The sequence below is a fragment of the Citrobacter sp. Cpo090 genome (assembly GCF_030332665.1).
GTDB lineage: Bacteria > Pseudomonadota > Gammaproteobacteria > Enterobacterales > Enterobacteriaceae > Citrobacter > Citrobacter portucalensis.
This window is the reverse complement of the sequence record NZ_JAOWHK010000013.1, coordinates 70,670-92,616: the sequence shown is the minus strand read 5'-3', so window position 1 is coordinate 92,616 and position 21,947 is coordinate 70,670. Positions and strand designations below refer to the sequence as shown.

Sequence of the window (21,947 nt, the reverse complement as noted above, 5' to 3'; positions counted from 1 at the left end):
CGGTGTTTTGTCAGAGAAACTTTGAATAGTGCTTGTCGTCAGGTTCAGCAGAACGCCGTAGGCTGCGCTCCCGCCAGCGGGTAAATACCACTGACGGGTGCAGCGTCATCGGGCCGGAGCCACTACCGCCTGCCGGAGCTGGTGAAGGTTTAAAGAGCGGCGCATCAAACAGGCGCGTATACCGCTGTTCAAACCATGCCAGAGGGCAGGAAGAAAGCTGGTTGTCGCTGTCATGACGTATCAGCACTTCACAGCTGAATTCAGGATTAACCAGCGCCACGGAGGGAGACGCTTCAATTAATCGGATGATTGTTACGGTCCAGCCACGTTCATGCTGCCAGCGTTCGCCGGGTTGCGGATAATTAAGCATGTTCACCTCCGCAGGGAATGCGACCGGCAAAGCTCAGCACGTAGTCCGGGGCCAGTCTGCGCTGCGCTGGGCGCTCGTTATCTGCGGTGATCCTTAACATCACTGGACGGGCATTGCGTTGACTGCGGTTGATCGCCGCAAATAACCAGGTACACTTCTGTTTAGCCATCTTCGTTACCTCTTTTAACGGTGGTTAAATGCTCGAGCGGTGTTCCAGCACTCTCGGGCATTGCTTTTATAGGCTTTCTAGCTCTACAATGGTAATTACCATGTAGGCATCATATGTTAGGGTAATTACCATGTCAACACCACAAGAAAAACGCTCTCCTCCATTCCAAATGCGTCTTAACGAAGATTTCAGGTTGCAGCTTGAAAATGAAATGCGCAAAGATGGAGATAACGCATTGGCATCTTGGATCAAGAGAATTTTACGTAAAGAGCTTCAATTACGCGGAATTGAGCCTAAAGGCTAAGCCGTTGGCTATTAATAAAATTAAACTCTACTGAATTGTGGGAGTAGACGCTAAGGTATTCCCACTTTTAATGTTTCTTGCCTTTTCCCTCATTCCTTCAAATTTCTGCCCAGAGTTTTCTTCGAACCCATCTCTCCACGTATAATAATCAGCTGCGCGCCAACGCGACATCCGTCCTATTTTTATAGGTTTAGGGAAACGATTTAAAGAAATCAACCGATAAATCCATTTATCACTTAGTAAGCAATCTGATGTAATAAACTTCATATCGATCAGAGAATCCATTGAAGGTCGTTGCAAAGTAGTATTGTCATGCTTGGATAACATTCATCATTCTCCGTTTATCTAAGTCTATTGGCTTCAACACGGAAAATTAAAACACAGGTTATACATGAGAAAAATGTGACTAATGAGAAAAACCCAAAATCATTAGCCACAACAATTGTTAACTTTCAGTTAAATTTTATATTTTTCATGCAGCTACGTAGCAAACTTACAACAGTATCATAGCTCAAAGGCGGCTCTCCGGTCTTAGGCCAGAACTCACTGGCGTGTTGAAAAAGATAATCAGCTATCGCTGCTGGACTCTCTCTTCTTAACCTCATATCACGATGATAGAGCGCAATAATAGCCATGAGTATTTCAGCTCGAGGAACTGCATGCTTTTGTTTTTGCGCTTCAGATTGTGATTTATATTTGTTGGTGTTTTTTATCCTCTTTTGCTCACATGATACTAAATCAATGAATTTTTGAATCTGTACTTTTGTAATCCACAAAACCTCAAAAAGATAATAATTTTCTTTTTCATCATAATTAACATAAAGCATTGCCTTACAATTTACATTAGGTGTGCCTGCTACTAGAAAATGCAGAGGCCAGGAATCCGGTTGCCCTTCATGCTTAACTAACAAATCTTTATATTCATAATCAACAGCCCACAAACCGGATATGAAGCATCGAATAAAGCCATTTTTATCAATCAAATTATTTTCATCAGGAATTCTTATAGAACTTAAATCTGACAACATAATATTGCCATTTCTGTCTCGTGGTAAAATTTTCAGATTAGATAAGAACTCATCCATTTGGCAATCGATCTTCAAACCACATGAAACATCATACTCATCATCATGAAATTCCATGCATAACTCTACATCTCGTTCTCTAGCAAACCAGAGTATATCCTTTTCATTACAACCAATTTTTTCTGAAGCTTCATCTAATTGGTAGTAATCTCTAAGCAGAGAATCAGTATTATTAATTTTTAAAAAATTCATTTATGAGTACCAACTAGCTCAGATAAATAATTAGCATACCATTGCATCATTTCTCTTCGCCCTTCGAGATATTGGGCATGGTTATAAATTCCACGAATAGAATTTTTGTCCAAATGAGCAAGCTGGGTTTCAATCCAAGCGCTGTTAAATCCTTTCTCATGTAGAATCGTACTCATCGTATGCCTGAAACCATGCCCCGTAACACGTCCTGCATATCCAATACGTTTAAACACCTGATTAATACTTGCTTCACTCATAAATTTGCTAGGATCGTTACGCCCAGGAAACATCAAAGGATAGTTTCCAGTCAGTTCCTTTAAGGTTTCAAGAAGGGCTAATGCTTGTTTTGAAAGCGGCACAAGATGCGCACGACGCATTTTCATGCGTTCTTTTGGTATCTCCCAAAGAGCGTTATCAAAATCAATTTCACACCATTCAGCGGCGCGTAGCTCACCCGTTCTCAGTCCAGTCAGGATAAGTAAATGTGCTCCTAGCACAACAATCGGGCTTCCTGTATAGGCATTCAGGGCGGTAAAGAACTCGGGTAACTCGGTGGCTTTAAGGAAAGGATAATGGGCGGCTTCGTGGCCCTGCATTGCGCTGGCGAGATCCGGTGCAGGATTGTAAATTGCTCGCCCTGTTACGATGGCATAACGGAAAACTTCTCCACATCGCTGGCGGACTTTCTTCGCTTTTTCCATCGCACCTCTGGCTTCTATCAGCCTCAGCACCTCCAGTAGTTCGAGGGGTTTAATATCCGCAATAGGTCGTTGCCCGATATGGGGAAAGATATCCTTCTCGAAGGCCTCAAGGATGTCGGAAGCGTAGCCCTCTGACCATTTTGGCGACTTCATCTTGTGCCACTCTAACGCTACCTCTTTGAACGGGTTGACTATCTCAGTGGCAGAGGTCAAAGCCAGCTTCTTCGCTTTCTTTACTTCGCCTGGATCGTTACCTGCTGCGAGTAATTTCTTTGCGTCTTCGCGCTTTTGCCTGGCATCGGCAAGGCTGACAGCTGGATAGACGCCAAAAGATAAGCGTTTTTCTTTACCCGCGAAGCGATACTTCATTCGCCAATATCGTGAACCATTGGGTTCTACTTGAAGATACAGGCCGCCGCCATCAGCGAGCTTATAGCTCTTCTCTTTTCCTTTGGCGGCTTCAACCTTACGGGCATTCAGCATCATTGGGGGCACATTTCCTAGACCGAACAGAACATGCCCCTGATTGTGCCCCCAATTGCATGTTGATTTCAAGAGACAAGGGTTGACCTCAGATGACTGAAAACAACGTAATATATATGTTTTTAAAGGATTTTGTTGATGTTGGTTGACTTGAGAAAACTAGGGGATGGTGCCGATAATAGGAGTCGAACCTACGACCTTCGCATTACGAATGCGCTGCTCTACCAACTGAGCTATATCGGCCCTGAAAAGGACATGTCCACGAATGTGAGCACGGGGTAGAAGGTTAAAACTAACCGGGCGGTGCGTCAATGGCCTTGCGAATCAAACGCCTATTTTTGCATCATCCGGATTCAATTACGCACGAATCGTGTCGTCACAGGCGCCCTTGTACGCGGCAAGGGAATTCTATAACCAGCGGCGAACACGCTGCTCATAGCATTTCCATTCCAGCCCAAAATGTTTTCGCAGTTGTTCCTCTTCAAAATCAATGTGCAATCTGGCAACCGCCAGCATAAACAGCGGTGCAGCCAATATTCCAATCAGGCTACCGACGTAGAGAGCAAAAGCTAACTGGAGTCCAACCATTCCAAGATAGATTGGATTGCGGCTCCAGGCATAACATCCGCCAGTAACAAGCGTGGTCGATTTCTCTGCATGCAGTGGGTTTAGCGTCGTACGTTTCTTCCGCATCTGCCACGCTGTATGCAGTATCATCGCCAGACTGACGCCAGCCAACAATGCACTTATTACGATAGTCACCGCGCCAAGTGTGAAACGCGGGATCGCCGTCAACGCATCCGCGATGAGGAATAATAATAGGATGAGTGGTGGTGGAAGCCAGACTCTTAATTTTGCCAGGAAATGACGCATGGCTATGGGCAAACCTCAGTACCTGCTTGATTAACGCTGATATCACTATAAATACCCCGTTTAAGATACATAAACAAACATGCATACCTCACTATAGGACTTTTTACTTAACCAGACGGACAGGCAGCGATGCAAAGACGCCCATACCAGAGGCGTCTGCCCCTGGTGTTTAGGAAAAAATCATGCTGCAGGCCATGTCAGCTCAGAGCACATACTCGTTTAAAGGTTTTACCCTTCATATGTAAAAACCGTGTCAAAAAGGAATTACGTAGATAAAGGTGAATCCGACGCTGATTCAAACAAATGTACAGACTGCTGGTAATACCGGATAAAATCATTAAAAGTCACTGGCGGTAGAAACTGATACCCCTGCAGATAGTCAACATTATTTTTTCCCAGCCATTGTTGCTGATAGTCATTTTCAACGCCCTCGGCCACCGTACGTAACCCCAGGAGTCCTGAAAGGTGAGTAATTGACTCGAGCATAGGGATATATTGATCAACCTCTTTAATTTCCTTAATGAAGCTTTTATCAATTTTGATTACATCCAGGTCTAACTCATTGAGATAGCAGAGATTGGCGTATCCAGTACCAAAATCATCCAAAGCAAACAAAACACCTTTATTTCGTAACGAGCGAATAAGCTCTTTGATTGCAGGAGTGATCGTGAACGTCTGGTTCTCTGTTATCTCTATCATCAACTTTATCGGCAGACCTTGCGTTATCTCCATAAAATTAAGGCATTCCCAATAGAATACGGGATTATTTAAACCTGACGGACTGACATTAAAAGAAACGAACAGAGTTTTATTAATGCTCGCGCCTCCAGAGACAAGATTGCGCGCAACAGTGGTCATCAAATAGCTAGTCAACTCATTGATCAAGCCACTTTTTTCAGCCAATGGAATAAACTCTCGCTGAGAAATAGCATAGTTATGCCCCTGTGGCCAACGAGCCAAAACCTCAACACCACAGACGTCGCCCCTGATATCCACGATGGGCTGAAAATAAGGAATGATCTCCTCATTCCTTATTGCCATACTCAGTCTACTAGTATCCGAAACATCATATGCATCAGTGTAAACCGCATCCCCATTCAAATTATTATTGATTATAGAACCTTCATTTAATAAATTATTTCGGGTTAAAAAGATAACAGTTTCATTAAAATTAGAAAAACCGAGGCGAGCAGTAATTTTATCCCGATATCGATACACTGACTTAATTGTTAGAGAATTAGCAATACAGAAATCATGCAGTTTTTCTTTTGTGAATGATGAATACAGCATTTCTTCTTCAAATTCAGTCAAGTTAAAAGTAAACATCGGTGAGTCTTTATTGACTTCCACAATTTTGTTAGGTGCCAATAAACTCTCTTTTAATTGAGCGATCAACTGCTCCGACAATTCCCCTCCATTGATAAAGGAATACTCTTCATATCCCCGATTAACAGGCAGGGTTTCGCACATCCGCAGAACAATACAGTGTATGTTGATGAACTGCGTACTGTTTCTCTGAAACCATTTTTTGACCAATAATAATGGCAACCGGTTATCGATCACCAGCAAGCAGGACGGATATTGCGACATAACTGACTGCGTGCCAGAAATAAATGTCCGTGCATCGATCAATACCAGATTTGGTAACCATGCTTTTAATCCTGAAAAAAGGAAAGTATCATAACTGAGCAGAAAAATTTTTTTCGTATTCATAGTTATCACCAACTTAAATTTATGGCATAGCAGGTCCCTCGTTCTATTCACGAGAGAATATACAACACCTTCGACCTCCAATAATCATAAGGCGGTTCGTGATATAAATTTATCCATAAGCCATATCACGTAAATTTAGAATTTATAATCACAGTTATCCATATGAGTATTCCCATCACATCGTAAGTTCCATTTAAAAATTGAAAAAGAAAAAACTCCATTTCTTAATCAGTACAAATCCCTTTACTCACTTTCACTTCATTACAAAACAAAAAACTATAAATACAAAATTTACAAAACATGTAACTACAATGACCAGCAGAATAACATATTACCGTAGTTTATGCTGACCGACAAACTAAGAGAGGATGTCGTAGATCTTGTATCCATAAACATTCCGGTAATATGCACGACATTTTGTTTCATCGACTCTAAACTTATTGCTACATTTTATAAAGCTAGTGACAGTATAGGTTCAATATATAATCTGGGTATATTGATTCAGATCCAACACCTCTAATGATTAAGTTTTGAGCACCCCTGACCCACGGGTATGTATTTCTGCAACGCTACGATAAATTTCCGATTTTTTGTTTTCAACTCACTACTATGCCAGGTTTCCCCCGGTAACACATAACGCATGGTGGCTTCATCATCAGTTGAGTGACACCCCTGGTGTACGATGATTTTGAAAAAAGTATTCCCTGTGTTTTTTAACGTCCCGTTTATCTCATCAATGGTGTAGGCCAGGTTCATTTTCCTCGGACGAACGACCAATATGGTATCCATAGCGATCACCGGGAGAGCCTGTCCGCCTTTCCCTTGATTACGCTCGGTAAACAGCGTTATCGGCATTTCACGAAACAGTATTCGGTAATAGCGTTCTTTATCATCCTGCGGGCCACGATAGAAAATCTTAAAAAACTCACTTGCCTGCGGAGCCTGTGAAAAACTCAGCGGAGTAAACAAAAGTTCACCTTCGGCAATAGCACTTCTGTTTTCACCTCCCGGTCCCGGTTTATCTATTTTAACTGCGCTAATACTGTACACGTTCTGTTTCTGGCTATCGTTATAGATTCTTTTACTGATAAATGATTTATCCGATGGCATCTCATAAATAGTCGACTCCAGGTAGACGGCCTGAACGGAGAACACCGTTAGCCCGGAAAGCAAGAGCAATATCCATCTTAGCGCCAAACGACAGTGGCTCATGGCGTCACTCCCACCCAATTCGCCGTCACTTTTATCTCTCCGCTGGCACTGACAACACCTTCCCAATCCGCACCAGAAACGGTCAACATCGAACGCGAATCATTCATTGGGAAAAGCAATTTTAAATCAGTCGCAAAGTAGCTTCCATCATCTGTATTATTTGCGTCCCAGGGCGTCTGTTGCCATTGCGCATCTCTCATGCTGATTGCCGCTTCACTACAGCTATTTCGTTTCTGTATCACGCCACCCGACTGACTGTTGTACTGAAGAAAAGCGGGAATGGGGACAGATAACCCACCTTGCGTAGAGGTGAACAGGCAATAAGGCACATTGTTTATCGTCGTACTTTCCCCAATAACTTGTGCGGTAATGCTATCAGCTTGACGAGGCCCCGAAACCGTCACGGTGTAATCCATCTCAATCGGAGCAGTCTCGCCAATTGTGCCGCTGCCGCTTGCCGAGGTGCTGTTATCCGATGAGATAATACTGATCCCATATTCCTTTGGAACAATATTGAGCTGCAGCGAAGGCGTAAACTGATAATACCCCGACTCTGGCGTCACGCTATTTGTAAAAGCAAATGTAAATGGTTGGCTGTTGGTGATACTGACGCCACGATCCACCATATTTTTCAGGAATGTTTTCGACAGAAAAACATAGATATACTCACCACCATTACTAAAAACATTATAATAAACCGACGTCGAGCTAAAGTTAGTCCAGGTTTGACCATCACCAGAATATTTTATTGTGGCAGCTGCAGGCGCAAAACCGAGTAAACCGCTATCCGCGTACATACGAATGCGCAGTGATCCCGTCAGATTGCTGGTTTGATTTAAATTATATGAAATCATCTTACAGATAACGCCATCTTCACGACTGACCACACCCAGCTCACAATAACCACTGTCTTTAGTGATGCTCGGGGTGCCATCACTGGCAACCCATAACTCCTGAAATGCATTGGTAGACACCAAAGATAAATGACCTATTTTATTTAATGTATAAGGTCTGATATACCAATTACCGCTGCTCTGGTCTTTACAACGTTGCCCAGCCGCATAATCATAGTCAATCGTGGTTCGACAAAAATTAAGGTTATATGTCTCTGCGCTTCCGACCGACATATTGCGGAAGTATTCATACGCCGAGTCTGTCAGCGATGCAAAACCATAGTATCCACCGGCGATCCCGGATCCGGTTGCTTTAGTGTGATAAAAACCGAATTGATCGGTTAGCTCGGCAGCAATGTAGCCAGAAGCTGGACAATTAGCGCCAGTAGTACAACGAATCCCCCGAAATGGTTCACTGATTGGCGAATTTTCAATCCACATATCCTTGTAATATGTGGTATTGGCTACCCAACCAACGATCCCCATATATCCCAGGCTATCCTGGTCGTTTCCATATTTTACCCAGGTGTTCGACCCGCTAATGCGTGGGTCGAGGGAGGACGGTGTAATAAAGTATTCGTTATCAACATTGTTTTCTATAAACAAATAGTTGTTGTTGACCGCCGCCTGAGTGGAAGCCGAGAGCGCCCACGCGGATGGGGATAATGCGGCAAAGACACAACCGAGAATAAGAGAAAGAGATTTATTCATTATTAATACCTTATCGTTGTGCCATCGTGGTTTGCGTTGCACATTTCACATCGCCAACCCACGCCGCGCCGCGTGCTTTTTCCAGATCCAGATCGGCTTCGCATACCCTGCCATTGGCAGAAATTAACGTAATAACCGGATACTTTTTATCAATATCGATAGCAAACTCACCTTTTGCATCCGTACGCGTTTTACCGATGTGGTTATGGATATCGGTATTTGCAGCCAACTGTCCGTCGGGATAACGAATACGCCCGAATACGGTGACCATGCTTTTCACTTCAGGGTTAATAACGCCCACGTTACCCGGATATAGCGTCAGCTCCTGTTTGCGTCCTGAAACAATATCGAAGCTGTCTTCAGAATTTTTATCATTGAGGATCTCCAGCTTGTACTGAGCATAAGGCGGCAGTGCAATGAAATTTGATTTACCGCTGAGAAGATAATTGCGGTTATTAATCTTCGCAGCCAGTTTCCCTTCGCCGGTCAAATCTGTTTTCACAATGATGCCAGATCGTTGCCGCTCTTTACTCAGGCCGAAATCTTTACCTGCCCACGCCAGAGAACCCTGGGAAGAGAAGTTCATATTGGTGGAGTTGTCAGCAGAACGCGTTACCGATACGGTGCCGGCGTTATATTTCGTGTCATAACTCAAATTACCGTTTACCGAATAATTATTGTCATAATACTGTTCGCCGCTCAGTCGCGTTGATGCCGACAATCCGACCGATTTAATCGGGCCCTCAGCATACTGCTTACGCGCGCTGAGATTACCCTGGGTGCTGCCATAGCGATCCCGGGAGACGCCCATGCTCAACCAGGATGCCAACGGCAACGATAAATCCAGACTGACATAACGTTCCTGTCGCCCATCGTCATTCCGGTTGTTGTAGTAATAACGCTGAATACCTGCACGCAACCCAACCGTGGCATACCTGCCTGAATAAAGGGTTGTGCTGTAGTCCAGATTACGATATTTATTTCCCGAGTAGCGATTCTCCGTCTGACTCACGGTGAGCGAGCCGCCATGAGGAATAAACTTTCCGAGGTTAAGAGTTCCGCCAATGGAATAGTTATCACGCTCCTGCATGGGCAAGCGATCGCCAATTTTACTGTCTTCACGAGATGCCCAAAGGGAACCATATCCCTCAGGAACATTGAGATTGATGTTACTGATGTTTCGCCATGATGAATCGTTCGCTACCAACATCTGATTGCCGACGCTGACGTATTCATTCACATTGAGCGTGACATCCGTTTCATTAACCGCATTGTTGTCAAAACCGTAGATCGTTGATTTCAGGCCCAGCCCCGACAATATCGCCAGCGTCACCGATGCGGCCCCTCCGGCAATCCAGGTCTGCTCATTACCCAAATCCTGATAGTGGTTACGCTTATAGCTCACCCGATCATAATCCAGCGAACCACCAAAAAACTGCCATGAGAGCTGATGAACTCCGGCATCTTGTTGGCGAGCAAAGATCTTATTAACCCGGCTGACACGACTATTAATTGTCCGCCCATTGACCACGATATCTACCGTGACGTCGTAAACACCATACGGAAAACGACTGGTATCAATTTCATAGCTGCCCATATTAAAGTTCTGCACGCTGAGCAAACGTCCATCGCGGAATACATGAACCTCACCAGCGGCTGGCAAAAATACAGTGATCGGCGTTAGCGAAAGCGCGGTATTCTCAACAACCGTACTTCCTTTATTCCCGTAGCTCACACCGTAAATTTTCCCACCATTAAGCGCATTCAGGCTGGCAATAGACTGGACATTCCATGTGTCAAGCATCCCCAGCGCCAGTCGATACCCTTCATAATCGCGCTCATACATCGCGCGATAAAGTTTACTGGTACCATTGCTGTCACCTATGCCGTAAAACGAACCGTTAACATTAATGTGGTGCTCCCGCAGCGATGTTGTATTGTCCATCGTCAGATAACTGCGGGTACTGCTGCCATTTCGGTAATCGTTGTAGTAGGTACCAAAGTTGTAATTCAGGACGTTAGACAGAGTTTCAACGCTGGAAGGTCCAAGCAGGCTGCTTCGAGCGACAATCGCTTCAGTTAACGCATCTTTGCTGACAATCATCTCCAGATGAAATGATGAAACATTAAGTTGCAGTCGAGCATTATCTGACAGTTCAATATTCGTATTATCGTGAAACTGCACATCACGAATCTTTTCCACCAACGCACGGGTTTTCTCGGATAACACAGCATTATTGGGCAATTCGGCAAGAGTCAGGGCTTTAACTGTAATTTTGCCATCAACAAGTGAAATCACCGCATCGGCAATTTTTTGCTGACTTTTCTCGTCAGTCTCGTTGTAACGTATATATACCGGCACCGTCATTCCCTGCTCCAGTGAACGGGCGAAAGCACTGGGAATAACGTAATTACCCACTTTTACTGGGGCTGCATGTGAAGTTCCTGGTGTCAGCGCAAGAAAAAGACAAATGCTACCGCCGACAATATTTGTTGTTGTCATATGCATCCTTACATTCCGGTATTTTTATTTATCCCGTACAGATGGCTGCAATAGACCATCACTTCACTGTAATAAACTGCTTACCGTGCCAGATACCGATACGTGAACGGTTATTGTTAATGTCTGTAAACTGTAATTTTATTTTTGTACCCGGCATAATGTAATAACGTTCGCGACAGCCTCGTCCCTGATCGCGAGCCTTATCTTTGCAAGCGCCATAGGCGATTACACGAAAAGAAACATTGCCAGCATTGGTAATAACGTCGCCATTACGGCTATATTCAAAACGCTCTTTACGCGGCGCGATCACCAGAATAGTGCCAATCTCAGCGGACGCTGTTGCGACAGCCATTTTATTAGCCCGTGTTTCCACACTCTCAGTGACCGGCTCATCTATCCATTGCAGACGATAATAACGCTCAACATCATCTGCTGGCCCTTTATAAAAAAAGCGAAAAACGTCCTTTGCCTGACCAGGAAGAATAAGATTAGCTGGCGTAGAGAGTAACTCTCCTGAATTAACGGGCTTTATTTCGACGCCCCCCGCTAAAGGTGATGACAATTGTTTTACCGAAACACTGACATAACGCGCCGCATCTGTTGTATTGGTAATTTCTTTCGATAATGTACTCTCAGCAGAAGTCATTATCGATGTGATTTCACCAACATTTATTGCCCATCCGGAAAAAGATATTACTAGCCCTACCAACATCGCTGTCGGTAAATATTTTTTCATGACACCATTCCTGATAAATTCGGGAGAAAAATTCTCCCGAATTTTTATTGCTTAGGCAGACGGAGTCGTCCAGGTTGCATTGAACTGTACTTTTACATCACCAGTCCAATAGCCGTCAGGCAGTGTAGAGTAATCCGTTACTGCCTGACTACCATCAGAAGTCGCTGACGCGATGGTGAATTTGAAGTTGGATTGATCGCTGACGCGGTCAGCACCGTTGTAAGCACCATCAGCCATCAGGCTTTCAAGACCAGAAGTCGAGCTGGAATTTACCAGGACAGTATCTGATGAATTAGTCAACGCGGTGCCATTCCATGCCACCCCTACGTTCAAGGTAGACGCATCGCCACTGGCGTTGGTCAGAGTATTGCTAATAATCTGAGCGCTCAGTTCAAAATCAGTTGCCGTTTCCTGGCCCTGAATAGTCACATCAAATGCGCCATCCTGGGAGTTGAAACCATTCAGACCTTCGGCATACTGGAAAGTCAAAGAGTTCAGCGGAGTGACGACCAACATGCTGGTGGTATCTTTTGTTGCCGTCGCGTCCCACGAGGCCGTTGCAGAAGCAGTGACATCTGCCATTGCATTTGCCGCAACAAATACAGAAGCCAGAGAGGTCACTAATAATAATTTTTTCATTTTTATCTTCTCCTAAGAACAAACTCACCACCGAGTCTTATTATTAAGTCACTCCAGCGGTTCCATTAATTGCGAGCAAGAATTGCCGCGCCCAAAAATTATCATTTGAATTAAGTAACATCTCAACAAACCCTGAAACGCAAAAATTACAAAAAGACTAAGAATTTTCCCACCAAAACGATAGCCTAAGAAGTTTCCTAAGTTTAATTTACTTAAATTACACCAGAGCTCAGAACTATCACCCAAATAAATAAGACAAATCAAACAATTCATCTTTTTTATGTTTTTGATAAATATCAAAAAGATCATACAAATACAACGAGAGCAAAACCCTTACAAAACATAAAGATAATTAATACCTCCATAGTTTCTCTATAATGCTTATTATTTGTTGCAATTATGCTAAATTTTTAACGACGCAAGAAAATTCTCATGATATATCCATTTACGAGGGAATATTCTTATAAAAAAATCATTCACCTACAGAAACTACATCTTAATTGATAATTATTTGACAAAATTAAAACCAGGAATTTTCCATATAAAATGAATATTCCTGGCTTATCAAGAGAGAAATGATTATCGTTAAATAGAAAATTAGATAAAACGTTTTAAACCAAGATAACTATTAATTGTTACGGTACGTACCCTATGTAAGGTAATCAAATTCTGCTGTTCAAGTGATTTTAATGAGCGGCTAACGGTTTCAATTTTAAGGTCGAGATAACTGGCAATTTCGTCCCGGGAGAAGGGTAAGTGAAGCGTCGTTTCTGGCCTGCCAATACGTAAATGCATCTCATAAAACTCCACCAGGAAAGCAGCGATCCTGGCCTCAGCATGTTTATTCGCATAGCGCCGCAGTTTTTCAACAATGAATCCATTGTCCCTGCAGAGAAACTTGATGACTGCGGCAGCAACCGACGGATCCTTTTCCGCTACCTTGAACAACCGCGCAATATCGATATGACATACCTCCGCAGCCGTTGCCGCCTTAATCGTTGTCAGGTACTTCCCTCCTTCGACAGCATCCAGCGCCATGATATCTCCCGGAACATAAAAGCGGCTGATAAAAACGTTATCACCACATTCCACGCTGGACTTGCAGTATCCCTCGTGAATAACAAAAAGCATATCCGCGGTTTCATCCTGTCGGGCGAGTATCTCTCCTGCTTTAAACCTTCTTCTTTTGTCTATTAATCTGTATTGATTATCACGATCAATTGCCGCTCCCTTAGGACACAGCGAGCAATGACGGGGAGGAAACGGGTTGCCGAGCGGCACAACAGGAATGCGATGTTTGTGAATATCCGATTTCACGCAACAACTCCTCATAAAAAATGAGACTGATTCTAATAGATTGAACCACAGGAACAATACATGAACCGAAGACCAGGAAAATTCATGCTGGCAGGGAAAATTCTGTGATACGCCGCCTTTCTGGCGCCAGAGAACGCATGGGTCAAAACCAGACTGATGCGATGATGTTAAAACGCAGGATAGAAAAAAATGCGGCAGCGGAGTGAAGGTTAGAATTAACCGGGAGATGCCTTAATAACCTTAAAAACCAGAGTGCTATTATGGCATCGCCCGTTTTCAATTACGCACGAATCGTGTCGTCACCGAAGCCAACCCACTTGTATGTGGTCAGTGCTTCCAGTCCCATTGGGCCACGTGCGTGCAGTTTTTGCGTGCTCACCGCCACTTCCGCTCCCAGTCCGAACTGGCCGCCATCGGTAAAACGAGTAGAGGCGTTTACATACACGGCAGAAGAGTCCACTTCATTCACGAAACGGTTGGCGTTGCTGAGCGTGCGCGTCAGTATGGCGTCCGAGTGCTGGGTGCCGTGTTCGCGAATATGGGCGATAGCGCCATCCATATTTTCGACCACCACAACGTTCAGATCCAGAGACAGAAACTCGTTATCCAGCTCTTCCGGTTTCAGTGGCACCAGTTTGGCAGGGCCATGCAGTACCTGCATCACGATTTCATCACCGTGCAGCGTAACACCGCTATCCGCCATCTTTTGGCTTAACGCAGGCAGAAAATGCTCAGCAATATCCTGATGCACCAGCAGAGTTTCTACGGTGTTACAGGTGCTTGGACGCTGCGTTTTGGCGTTAACGATAATCTTCAGGGCCGGGTCGATCTCCGCGGTATCATCAACATAAATATGGCATACGCCAATGCCACCGGTGATGACCGGGATAGTCGACTGCTCACGGCACAGCTTATGCAGGCCCGCGCCACCGCGAGGGATCAGCATATCGATGTACTTATCCATCCGCAGCATTTCAGCGACCAGCGCGCGATCCGGGTTATCAATTGACTGTACGGCAGCCGCGGGTAAACCGCAGGCTTCCAGCGCCTTTTGGATAACCGCTACGGTGGCGGCATTCGTCCGGTAGGTCTCTTTCCCACCACGCAGGATCGCAGCATTGCCGGTTTTCAGGCACAGTGAGGCAACGTCAACGGTAACGTTTGGGCGTGCTTCATAAATTACGCCAATCACGCCCAGCGGGACGCGACGACGCTCCAGACGCAGACCACTATCCAGCAGGCCGCCGTCAATCACCTGCCCTACCGGGTCGGCGAGATTACATACCTGGCGCACATCGTCAGCAATCGCTTTCAGACGCGCCGGAGTCAGCGCCAGGCGGTCGAGCATCGCTTCGCTCAGGCCGTTGGCTCGCGCCTGCTCAACATCTTGTACGTTCGCGCTGAGGATGCTTTCCGTTTGCGCTTCCAGCTCATCAGCAATGGTTTCCAGTACGCGATTTTTTTCGCGACTGGAGAGCAGCGCCAGCTTATATGACGCGGCTTTGGCAGCAATGCCCATTTGTTCCAGCATATGCCTGTTCCTTAACGGGTGATCATGTCGTCGCGATGGACAGCAACCGGACCATATTCGTAGCCCAGAATGGTGTCGATCTGTTGTGAGTGATGTCCGGCAATACGGCGCAGCGCATCGCTGTTATAGCGGGTGACGCCATGAGCAATATCGCGCCCTTCGAGATTGCAGATGCGAATCACTTCACCACGAGAAAAGTTACCTGTCACGCTTTTAATGCCTTTTGGCAGTAATGAGCTGCCGCGCTCCAGAATCGCTGCGGTTGCACCCTCATCAACGGTAATTTCCCCGGCAGGCGGTGCGCCGAAGATCCAGCGTTTACGGTTCTCCAGTGGAGAGGCCTGAGCATGAAAACGCGTCCCAACGGAAACGCCTTCCATCACGTCGCCAATCACGCCCGGCTTGCTGCCTGCGGCAATAATGGTGTCAATCCCGGCGCGGCACGCGACATCAGCGGCCTGCAGTTTTGTTCCCATCCCGCCGGTTCCCAGACCCGAGACGCTATCCCCGGCAATGGCGCGCAGCGCATCATCAATACCGTGCACATCTTTAATCAGCTCCGCCTGCGGGTTGGTGCGGGGATCGGCGGTGAACAGGCCCTGCTGATCGGTCAACAGCAGCAGCTTATCGGCGCCAGCCAGAATTGCCGCCAGCGCCGAGAGGTTGTCGTTATCACCAACCTTAATTTCGGCGGTTGCCACCGCGTCATTCTCATTAATGACAGGAACAATGTTGTTATCCAGCAGCGCGCGGAGTGTATCGCGGGCATTGAGGAAGCGCTCTCTGTCTTCCATATCTGCACGCGTCAGCAGCATCTGCCCGATGTGAATACCGTAAATCGAGAAAAGCTGTTCCCACAGTTGAATCAGTCGGCTCTGCCCTACTGCCGCCAACAGCTGTTTCGAGGCTATCGTTGCCGGGAGTTCCGGGTAACCAAGATGCTCACGTCCGGCGGCAATCGCGCCCGAGGTAACGATAACAATACGATGCCCTGCGGCATGGAGCTGCGCGCACTGGCGAACCAGTTCTACGATGTGGGCGCGGTTCAGGCGGCGGGATCCGCCCGTTAACACACTGGTGCCAAGTTTTACCACCAGCGTCTGGCTGTCACTCATGATTCTCTGCCATTCAAAATTGGGGAAAATGATATCAAACGAACGTTTTAGCAGGACTAGCCCCGGTTGCCAACAGCCAGCGCACAAAGCATGAAATTTTATTGCGCAGGATCAGCAAGCGTAGCGGCAGATTTTGACGCATTTATTACAGAAACAAAAAAACATCCTTTTTTAAAAATATTCTTACTTTGTCATAAAACGTTCATTGCCAGACGTTAAAAACCCTCCTGTCTTTTAACGGGGATCACACCCAGTGAATATTAGCGCGTACTTTTAATCAGGAATGAAAATGAAAAAGAGCACTCTGGCATTAGTGGTGATGGGAATTGTTGCGTCGGCATCCGTACAGGCAGCGGAAGTGTATAACAAGAACGGTAATAAGCTGGACTTGTACGGCAAAGTAAAAGCTATGCATTACATGACGGATTATGACAGCAAAGACGGTGACCAAAGCTATATCCGTTTAGGTTTTAAAGGCGAAACGCAAATTAACGATCAACTGACCGGTTATGGTCGTTGGGAAGCAGAGTTTGCCGGCAATAAAGCTGAAAGCGATTCTAACCAACAAAAAACACGTCTGGCCTTCGCCGGTGTGAAATTAAAAGATTTTGGCTCGTTTGATTATGGTCGTAACCTGGGTGCACTGTATGACGTGGAAGCGTGGACCGATATGTTCCCGGAATTCGGTGGCGACTCCTCCGCGCAGACCGATAATTTTATGACCAAACGCGCCAGCGGTCTGGCAACCTACCGTAACACCGACTTCTTCGGCGTCGTAGATGGCCTGGATCTGACCCTGCAATACCAGGGTAAAAACCAGGACCGCGATGTGAAAAAACAGAACGGCGACGGTTTTGGTACTTCCGTTACCTATGACTTTGGCGGCAGCGATTTCGCGGTAAGTGGCGCTTATACCAACTCCGATCGTACCAACCAGCAGAATCTGCAAACTCGCGGCACGGGCGATAAAGCAGAAGCCTGGGCGACTGGCTTAAAATATGATGCTAACGATATTTATATTGCAACGTTCTATTCTGAAACACGCAATATGACGCCAATTTCCGGTGGCTTCGCCAATAAAACACAGAACTTCGAAGCGGTTGTTCAGTACCAGTTTGACTTTGGTCTGCGTCCGTCACTGGGTTATGTGCTGTCTAAAGGGAAAGATATTGAAGGCGTCGGCAATGAAGATCTGGTGAATTATATCGACGTGGGCGCAACGTACTATTTCAACAAAAATATGTCCGCGTTTGTTGATTATAAAATCAACCAATTGGATAGCGATAATAAACTGGGCATCAACGATGATAATATCGTCGCGGTGGGTATGGTCTACCAGTTTTGATATAGCATAAAAAATGCCGGATGGGGTTGCGCCGCCATCCGGCATTTCACTGTTCATTATGCCGTTAACTTAACCGGTTCATCCTTAAAATCGTCAGCAGGTTCCAGCGCCAGATTCAGCGTCGTTAACAAGCCAAGTAATTTTTCATGGAATTCACGTAAGGTGTATTCCAGTCGCTCTACCACTTCAGTCTCGTTCACCGGCACCGCAGTCCAGTTACCGTCTTTATCAAACAAACCAAACTGATAACTGTACGTGAAGCGTTTTTCCTGCGCCTCCAGTTCCATCCACCAGCCCCAGAACTCGCGTTTCTCAGGGGCGGGTTTCACGTTGACGCAAACAGCCAGACAATCGAAAAAAAATCGATTATCTTCGCACTGCCCTTCCCGGATATACGGGCCAAGCGCGGTGAATTTCTTGATCAATCTACTTTTCGGATGCCCACTCGGTAACGTCATTACGATCTCCTTAGGTGAAGCACCTGTTTTACCAAATCGATAAAATTTAGCAAACTTTTAACACAATCTCTGATTGATCCAACCGGTTATTTCCTGCAGCCCTTTGTCAAAATTGCGATACACCGGGTTGAAGGGGATCTCCAGTAGCTTACCGTCTGAAGATGAAGATGTGATTAAACGTGACTCTTCTTCCGGGCTAAACGGATCGTTCTTCCAGAACCCCGAAAGCATTGGCGTTGGGCAGCGTCGACCCAGCAGACCCTGCACTTTTAATGAATAGCGATTAAGCTCAACGCGCAGCGCTTCATCGGAGGCGTCATGCATCCCAAGGCGACTAGCCAGTACATCAAGGTACATTTCCGGGACGCTCGCCTGACGCTGCGGGTCGCTAAGCAGCGCATGAACTACCGGCCCCAGACAAGCCACCGCCTTCAGACGCGATGATTCCAGATATGCCAGACGTACCGCTACGTTAGCGCCAAAGCGGAAACCGAAGGCTGCCACGCGGGTGTGATCCACCCAGGGAACATTAGGCAGCGCTTTTAATACATGCTGATGCAGCATGCTGGAATCCTGGGTCAGTTTCCATTTTGACGAGAACCCGACCGACGGCATATCCAGCGTCAGCATGGCAATACCGCGCGGGGCAAAATAACGCTCATACAGACTGTAATAATCCGTTTGCATGGAATCGAGGCCACCACACATCAGCACCGTTGGGAACGGACCGTCACCTTTTGGCATATGTAAGAAGCCGGTAATCGGCGCACCGCCGGTAACGGCAAATTCCATCTCGCGCAACGTCCCCGGCAGTCGCTGCGCAGCCTCTTCATAGGCGCGATTGGCCAGAGCCTGTGCCTGTTCTGCCAGCTCATCGCCTTTCAGGTGTGGGTAAGCGGCAATGTTGTACAGTGTGGACGCATGCAGCCAGTGGCGTCCACTCACCTGCGGATCCTCTTCCATAGACGCTTTCTGTTGCCAGCCCATCGCCTGCTTCGCCCACTCATAGATCCAGTTCCCACCGCGATAGCCGATAACCGTATCGTAGAGTTCTTTATCCGTACGCTCGGCTTCGCTCATCACGATACGCGCCTGCACCTCAAGGATTTCGCGCGGGTCGACGCCACGCCAGATCCACATAAGGCGATTCACCATGCGGTACCAGTGCGGAATGGTTTTGCCATCCAGGGCAGATTGTACGGACGGCTGCGCGCCGTGATTAAAACGACGAACCAGTGTTGACGTTTCAGGGTGTTTGAAGCGGGGTTTAAACAGGACTTCGCTGAGGTTAGCCTGTGACATGATTGCAGCCTCCATGAGTACTCACTAAGGCATAGTGTAACCTGACACAGCACAAAAAGAACAACGCCCGGCAGTTGCCAGGCGTTGAAAACTTTTTAGATTAGCGACCAGAGATCGGCGGGACGAACACCACGCCCATATCCCACGGCTGCTCAATCCAGGTATCCTGAGGGATATCAACAACATAATCATTCACCAGCGGGCGACCAGCCGGCTTAGCGAAGATAGTGACGAAATGCGCTTTTGGATACATTTCGCGGATCGCAACGGCGGTACCACCGGTGTCAACCAGGTCATCGATTACGATGAAACCTTCACCGTCGCCTTCGGCACGCTTCAGCACTTTCAGTTCGCGCTGGTTGTCGTGATCGTAGCTGGAGATGCATACGGTATCGACATGACGAATACCCAATTCACGCGCCAGCAATGCGCCCGGCACCAGACCACCACGGCTAACGGCAATAATGCCTTTCCATTGTTCAGAAGGCATCAGGCGGCTTGCCAGTTTACGTGCATGGATCTGCAACATGTCCCAGGTGACGACGTATTTTTCGCTCATGTGAAGTATCCCAGCCTGTTTATCTACGGCTTAAAAAGTGTTCGAGGGGGAAATAGGTTGCGCGAGATTATAGAGATCTGACGCACTAAAAACCAGTGTTTCGCTGAATCCGCGCCTCTTTTTGCATGCTTTATGCTAGCCGTCAGCGGAGAAAGTGGTATTCTCAATCGCATCGCGCAAGCCTGACTTGTGGTGTTTTTAATTCTGCTAACCCCGTGGCCTGCAAGCAAGTTTTGTAGGACATCGCCAAGGAGACTCAACGTGTCTGAACTGTCTCAATTATCCCCGCAACCGCTATGGGATATTTTTGCAAAAATCTGTTCTATTCCTCATCCGTCCTATCATGAAGAGCAGCTCGCTGAACACATTCTGAGCTGGGCCCAAGAGAAAGGTTTCCACGTCGAGCGCGATCAAGTCGGTAATATCCTGATTCGCAAACCCGCTACCGCAGGAATGGAAAACCGCAAGCCGGTTGTTCTGCAGGCGCACCTGGATATGGTCCCGCAGAAAAACAACGACACCGTGCACGACTTCACCAAAGATCCTATCCAGCCTTATATTGACGGCGAATGGGTGAAAGCCCGTGGCACCACGCTGGGTGCGGATAACGGCATCGGTATGGCGTCTGCATTGGCCGTTCTGGCTGATGACAGCGTGGTACACGGTCCGCTGGAAGTGCTGCTGACCATGACCGAAGAAGCGGGTATGGATGGCGCGTTTGGTCTGCAGGCTAACTGGCTGCAGGCAGATATCCTGATCAACACCGACTCAGAAGAAGAAGGTGAGATCTACATGGGTTGCGCAGGCGGTATCGACTTTACCTCTAACCTGCCGCTGTCCCGTGAAGCAATCCCGGCTGGCTTCCAGAGCTTTAAGCTGACGTTAAAAGGTCTGAAAGGCGGTCACTCCGGCGGCGAAATCCACGTGGGTCTCGGTAACGCGAACAAGCTGCTGGTGCGCTTCCTGGCGGGCCACGCTGAAGAGCTGGATCTGCGTCTGGTTGATTTCAACGGCGGTACGCTGCGTAACGCGATTCCGCGTGAAGCTTTTGCGACACTGGCCGTGGCTGCAGATAAGGTGGATGCGTTAAAAGCGCTGGTCAACACCTATCAGGAAATCCTGAAAAACGAACTGGAAGCCAAAGAGAAGAACCTGGCTCTGCTGCTGGATGCAGTTACTCAAGACAAAGCCGCACTGACCGCTCAGTCTCGCGACAGCTTTGTGCGTCTGCTGAACGCCACCCCGAACGGTGTTATCCGCAACTCTGACGTCGCCAAAGGCGTGGTAGAAACCTCTCTGAACGTCGGCGTCGTGACCATGACTGACGATAATGTACAGATCCACTGCCTGGTTCGTTCGCTGATCGACAGCGGTAAAGACTACGTGGTAAGCATGCTGGATTCACTGGGCAAGCTCGCTGGTGCTAAAACCGAAGCCAAAGGTGCGTATCCAGGCTGGCAGCCGGATGCTAACTCTCCGGTGATGCACCTGGTTCGCGAAACCTATCAGCGTCTGTTCAACAAAACGCCGAACATCCAGATTATCCACGCGGGTCTGGAATGTGGTCTGTTCAAGAAACCGTATCCGGATATGGACATGGTTTCCATCGGGCCAACCATCACCGGTCCACACTCCCCGGATGAGCAGGTTCATATCGAAAGCGTTGGCCATTACTGGACGCTGCTGACTGAGCTGCTGAAGTCGATTCCGGCGAAGTAAGATTCTGCACTAACTGC

Annotated in this window: 20 protein-coding genes and 1 tRNA gene; 3 read left to right on the top strand and 18 right to left on the bottom strand. The window is 46.9% G+C overall.

The genetic code is table 11. The annotated features are described in order from the left end of the window. Positions 1-10: 10 nt before the first annotated feature. Positions 11-370, bottom strand: coding sequence for a hypothetical protein (locus tag OGY83_RS00530; protein WP_181219018.1), 360 nt, complete (start codon positions 368-370; stop codon positions 11-13). Next, positions 363-539: a host cell division inhibitor Icd-like protein gene (locus OGY83_RS00525; protein ID WP_020437332.1), complete on the bottom strand. Its 177-nt coding sequence runs from the start codon at positions 537-539 to the stop codon at positions 363-365. The genes OGY83_RS00530 and OGY83_RS00525 overlap by 8 nt, the downstream gene beginning before the upstream one ends. Positions 540-669: 130 nt before the next feature. Here OGY83_RS00525 and OGY83_RS00520 point away from each other — a divergent pair, with 130 nt between their 5' ends. Next, positions 670-843, top strand: a complete 174-nt coding sequence (locus tag OGY83_RS00520) for a hypothetical protein (RefSeq protein WP_164519984.1) — start codon at positions 670-672, stop codon at positions 841-843. A 452-nt stretch (positions 844-1,295) separates the two neighbouring features. Here OGY83_RS00520 and OGY83_RS00515 read toward each other — a convergent pair whose 3' ends face one another. The 13 genes from OGY83_RS00515 to proB all read right to left on the bottom strand — a co-directional run bounded on the left by OGY83_RS00515 (position 1,296) and on the right by proB (position 16,547). Beyond that, positions 1,296-2,120: a hypothetical protein gene (locus OGY83_RS00515; protein ID WP_286634871.1), complete on the bottom strand. Its 825-nt coding sequence runs from the start codon at positions 2,118-2,120 to the stop codon at positions 1,296-1,298. Then, positions 2,117-3,307 carry a tyrosine-type recombinase/integrase gene (locus tag OGY83_RS00510; protein WP_023225882.1) on the bottom strand — a complete coding sequence of 397 codons (1,191 nt, stop codon included), beginning with the start codon at positions 3,305-3,307 and terminating at the stop codon, positions 2,117-2,119. The genes OGY83_RS00515 and OGY83_RS00510 overlap by 4 nt, the downstream gene beginning before the upstream one ends. A 164-nt stretch (positions 3,308-3,471) precedes the next feature. Beyond that, positions 3,472-3,547: transfer RNA gene (locus OGY83_RS00505), tRNA-Thr, on the bottom strand. 165 nt (positions 3,548-3,712) lie between these two features. Beyond that, the gene (locus tag OGY83_RS00500) at positions 3,713-4,177 is read right to left on the bottom strand and encodes a methyltransferase family protein (RefSeq protein ID WP_286634870.1); all 465 of its coding nucleotides are present in this window, start codon (positions 4,175-4,177) and stop codon (positions 3,713-3,715) included. A gap of 264 nt (positions 4,178-4,441) precedes the next feature. Further along, positions 4,442-5,890, bottom strand: coding sequence for an EAL domain-containing protein (locus OGY83_RS00495; protein ID WP_286634869.1), 1,449 nt, complete (start codon positions 5,888-5,890; stop codon positions 4,442-4,444). Between the two features lie 516 nt (positions 5,891-6,406). Next, positions 6,407-7,102, bottom strand: a complete 696-nt coding sequence (locus OGY83_RS00490; protein ID WP_191213339.1) for a fimbrial biogenesis chaperone — start codon at positions 7,100-7,102, stop codon at positions 6,407-6,409. Next, positions 7,099-8,706: a fimbrial adhesin EcpD family protein gene (locus OGY83_RS00485; RefSeq protein WP_079939423.1), complete on the bottom strand. Its 1,608-nt coding sequence runs from the start codon at positions 8,704-8,706 to the stop codon at positions 7,099-7,101. The genes OGY83_RS00490 and OGY83_RS00485 overlap by 4 nt, the downstream gene beginning before the upstream one ends. Positions 8,707-8,716: 10 nt before the next feature. Then, positions 8,717-11,209: a CS1-pili formation C-terminal domain-containing protein gene (locus OGY83_RS00480; RefSeq protein WP_286634867.1), complete on the bottom strand. Its 2,493-nt coding sequence runs from the start codon at positions 11,207-11,209 to the stop codon at positions 8,717-8,719. A gap of 58 nt (positions 11,210-11,267) precedes the next feature. After that, positions 11,268-11,945: an EcpB family pilus assembly chaperone gene (locus OGY83_RS00475; protein ID WP_286634865.1), complete on the bottom strand. Its 678-nt coding sequence runs from the start codon at positions 11,943-11,945 to the stop codon at positions 11,268-11,270. Positions 11,946-11,996: 51 nt separating this feature from the next. Then, positions 11,997-12,584, bottom strand: a complete 588-nt coding sequence (gene ecpA / locus OGY83_RS00470; RefSeq protein ID WP_079939425.1) for a common pilus major fimbrillin subunit EcpA — start codon at positions 12,582-12,584, stop codon at positions 11,997-11,999. Between the two features lie 597 nt (positions 12,585-13,181). Further along, positions 13,182-13,901: a Crp/Fnr family transcriptional regulator gene (locus OGY83_RS00465; RefSeq protein ID WP_079939427.1), complete on the bottom strand. Its 720-nt coding sequence runs from the start codon at positions 13,899-13,901 to the stop codon at positions 13,182-13,184. 280 nt (positions 13,902-14,181) lie between these two features. After that, positions 14,182-15,432, bottom strand: coding sequence for a glutamate-5-semialdehyde dehydrogenase (proA, locus tag OGY83_RS00460; protein WP_079939428.1), 1,251 nt, complete (start codon positions 15,430-15,432; stop codon positions 14,182-14,184). 11 nt (positions 15,433-15,443) lie between these two features. Further along, complete coding sequence (gene proB, locus OGY83_RS00455; protein WP_003031373.1) at positions 15,444-16,547, bottom strand: glutamate 5-kinase; 1,104 nt, start codon at positions 16,545-16,547, stop codon at positions 15,444-15,446. Positions 16,548-16,836: 289 nt separating this feature from the next. Between proB and phoE the strand changes: the two genes are divergently transcribed. Continuing rightward, positions 16,837-17,892: a phosphoporin PhoE gene (phoE, locus tag OGY83_RS00450; RefSeq protein ID WP_079939429.1), complete on the top strand. Its 1,056-nt coding sequence runs from the start codon at positions 16,837-16,839 to the stop codon at positions 17,890-17,892. A 56-nt stretch (positions 17,893-17,948) separates the two neighbouring features. Here phoE and crl read toward each other — a convergent pair whose 3' ends face one another. The 3 genes from crl to gpt form a co-directional block, all read right to left on the bottom strand. Continuing rightward, complete coding sequence (gene crl / locus OGY83_RS00445) at positions 17,949-18,350, bottom strand: sigma factor-binding protein Crl (RefSeq protein WP_191213345.1); 402 nt, start codon at positions 18,348-18,350, stop codon at positions 17,949-17,951. Positions 18,351-18,407: 57 nt separating this feature from the next. Next, entirely contained in the window at positions 18,408-19,652 is a 1,245-nt protein-coding gene (gene frsA, locus OGY83_RS00440; RefSeq protein ID WP_286634861.1) for an esterase FrsA, read from the bottom strand. Positions 19,653-19,752: 100 nt separating this feature from the next. Continuing rightward, positions 19,753-20,211, bottom strand: a complete 459-nt coding sequence (gene gpt / locus OGY83_RS00435; protein WP_003031380.1) for a xanthine phosphoribosyltransferase — start codon at positions 20,209-20,211, stop codon at positions 19,753-19,755. Between the two features lie 261 nt (positions 20,212-20,472). On the opposite strand from gpt, the gene pepD reads away from it, so the two are divergent. Next, a complete protein-coding gene (gene pepD, locus OGY83_RS00430; RefSeq protein ID WP_071444638.1) occupies positions 20,473-21,930 on the top strand; it encodes a cytosol nonspecific dipeptidase in 1,458 nt (485 codons plus the stop codon). The last annotated feature ends 17 nt before the right edge of the window (positions 21,931-21,947 follow it).

Bases quoted from the DNA above. Each gene is read 5' to 3' on its own strand.
- OGY83_RS00480 (WP_286634867.1), bottom strand. From the start codon at position 11,209: ATGACAACAACAAATATTGTCGGCGGTAGCATTTGTCTTTTTCTTGCG.
- ecpA (WP_079939425.1), bottom strand. From the start codon at position 12,584: ATGAAAAAATTATTATTAGTGACCTCTCTGGCTTCTGTATTTGTTGCG.
- OGY83_RS00495 (WP_286634869.1), bottom strand. From the start codon at position 5,890: ATGAATACGAAAAAAATTTTTCTGCTCAGTTATGATACTTTCCTTTTT.
- phoE (WP_079939429.1), top strand. From the start codon at position 16,837: ATGAAAAAGAGCACTCTGGCATTAGTGGTGATGGGAATTGTTGCGTCG.
- OGY83_RS00510 (WP_023225882.1), bottom strand. From the start codon at position 3,307: ATGATGCTGAATGCCCGTAAGGTTGAAGCCGCCAAAGGAAAAGAGAAG.
- proA (WP_079939428.1), bottom strand. From the start codon at position 15,432: ATGCTGGAACAAATGGGCATTGCTGCCAAAGCCGCGTCATATAAGCTG.
- OGY83_RS00475 (WP_286634865.1), bottom strand. From the start codon at position 11,945: ATGAAAAAATATTTACCGACAGCGATGTTGGTAGGGCTAGTAATATCT.
- OGY83_RS00525 (WP_020437332.1), bottom strand. From the start codon at position 539: ATGGCTAAACAGAAGTGTACCTGGTTATTTGCGGCGATCAACCGCAGT.
- proB (WP_003031373.1), bottom strand. From the start codon at position 16,547: ATGAGTGACAGCCAGACGCTGGTGGTAAAACTTGGCACCAGTGTGTTA.
- frsA (WP_286634861.1), bottom strand. From the start codon at position 19,652: ATGTCACAGGCTAACCTCAGCGAAGTCCTGTTTAAACCCCGCTTCAAA.
- OGY83_RS00515 (WP_286634871.1), bottom strand. From the start codon at position 2,120: ATGAATTTTTTAAAAATTAATAATACTGATTCTCTGCTTAGAGATTAC.
- OGY83_RS00500 (WP_286634870.1), bottom strand. From the start codon at position 4,177: ATGCGTCATTTCCTGGCAAAATTAAGAGTCTGGCTTCCACCACCACTC.
- OGY83_RS00530 (WP_181219018.1), bottom strand. From the start codon at position 370: ATGCTTAATTATCCGCAACCCGGCGAACGCTGGCAGCATGAACGTGGC.
- OGY83_RS00520 (WP_164519984.1), top strand. From the start codon at position 670: ATGTCAACACCACAAGAAAAACGCTCTCCTCCATTCCAAATGCGTCTT.
- OGY83_RS00490 (WP_191213339.1), bottom strand. From the start codon at position 7,102: ATGAGCCACTGTCGTTTGGCGCTAAGATGGATATTGCTCTTGCTTTCC.
- crl (WP_191213345.1), bottom strand. From the start codon at position 18,350: ATGACGTTACCGAGTGGGCATCCGAAAAGTAGATTGATCAAGAAATTC.
- gpt (WP_003031380.1), bottom strand. From the start codon at position 20,211: ATGAGCGAAAAATACGTCGTCACCTGGGACATGTTGCAGATCCATGCA.
- OGY83_RS00485 (WP_079939423.1), bottom strand. From the start codon at position 8,706: ATGAATAAATCTCTTTCTCTTATTCTCGGTTGTGTCTTTGCCGCATTA.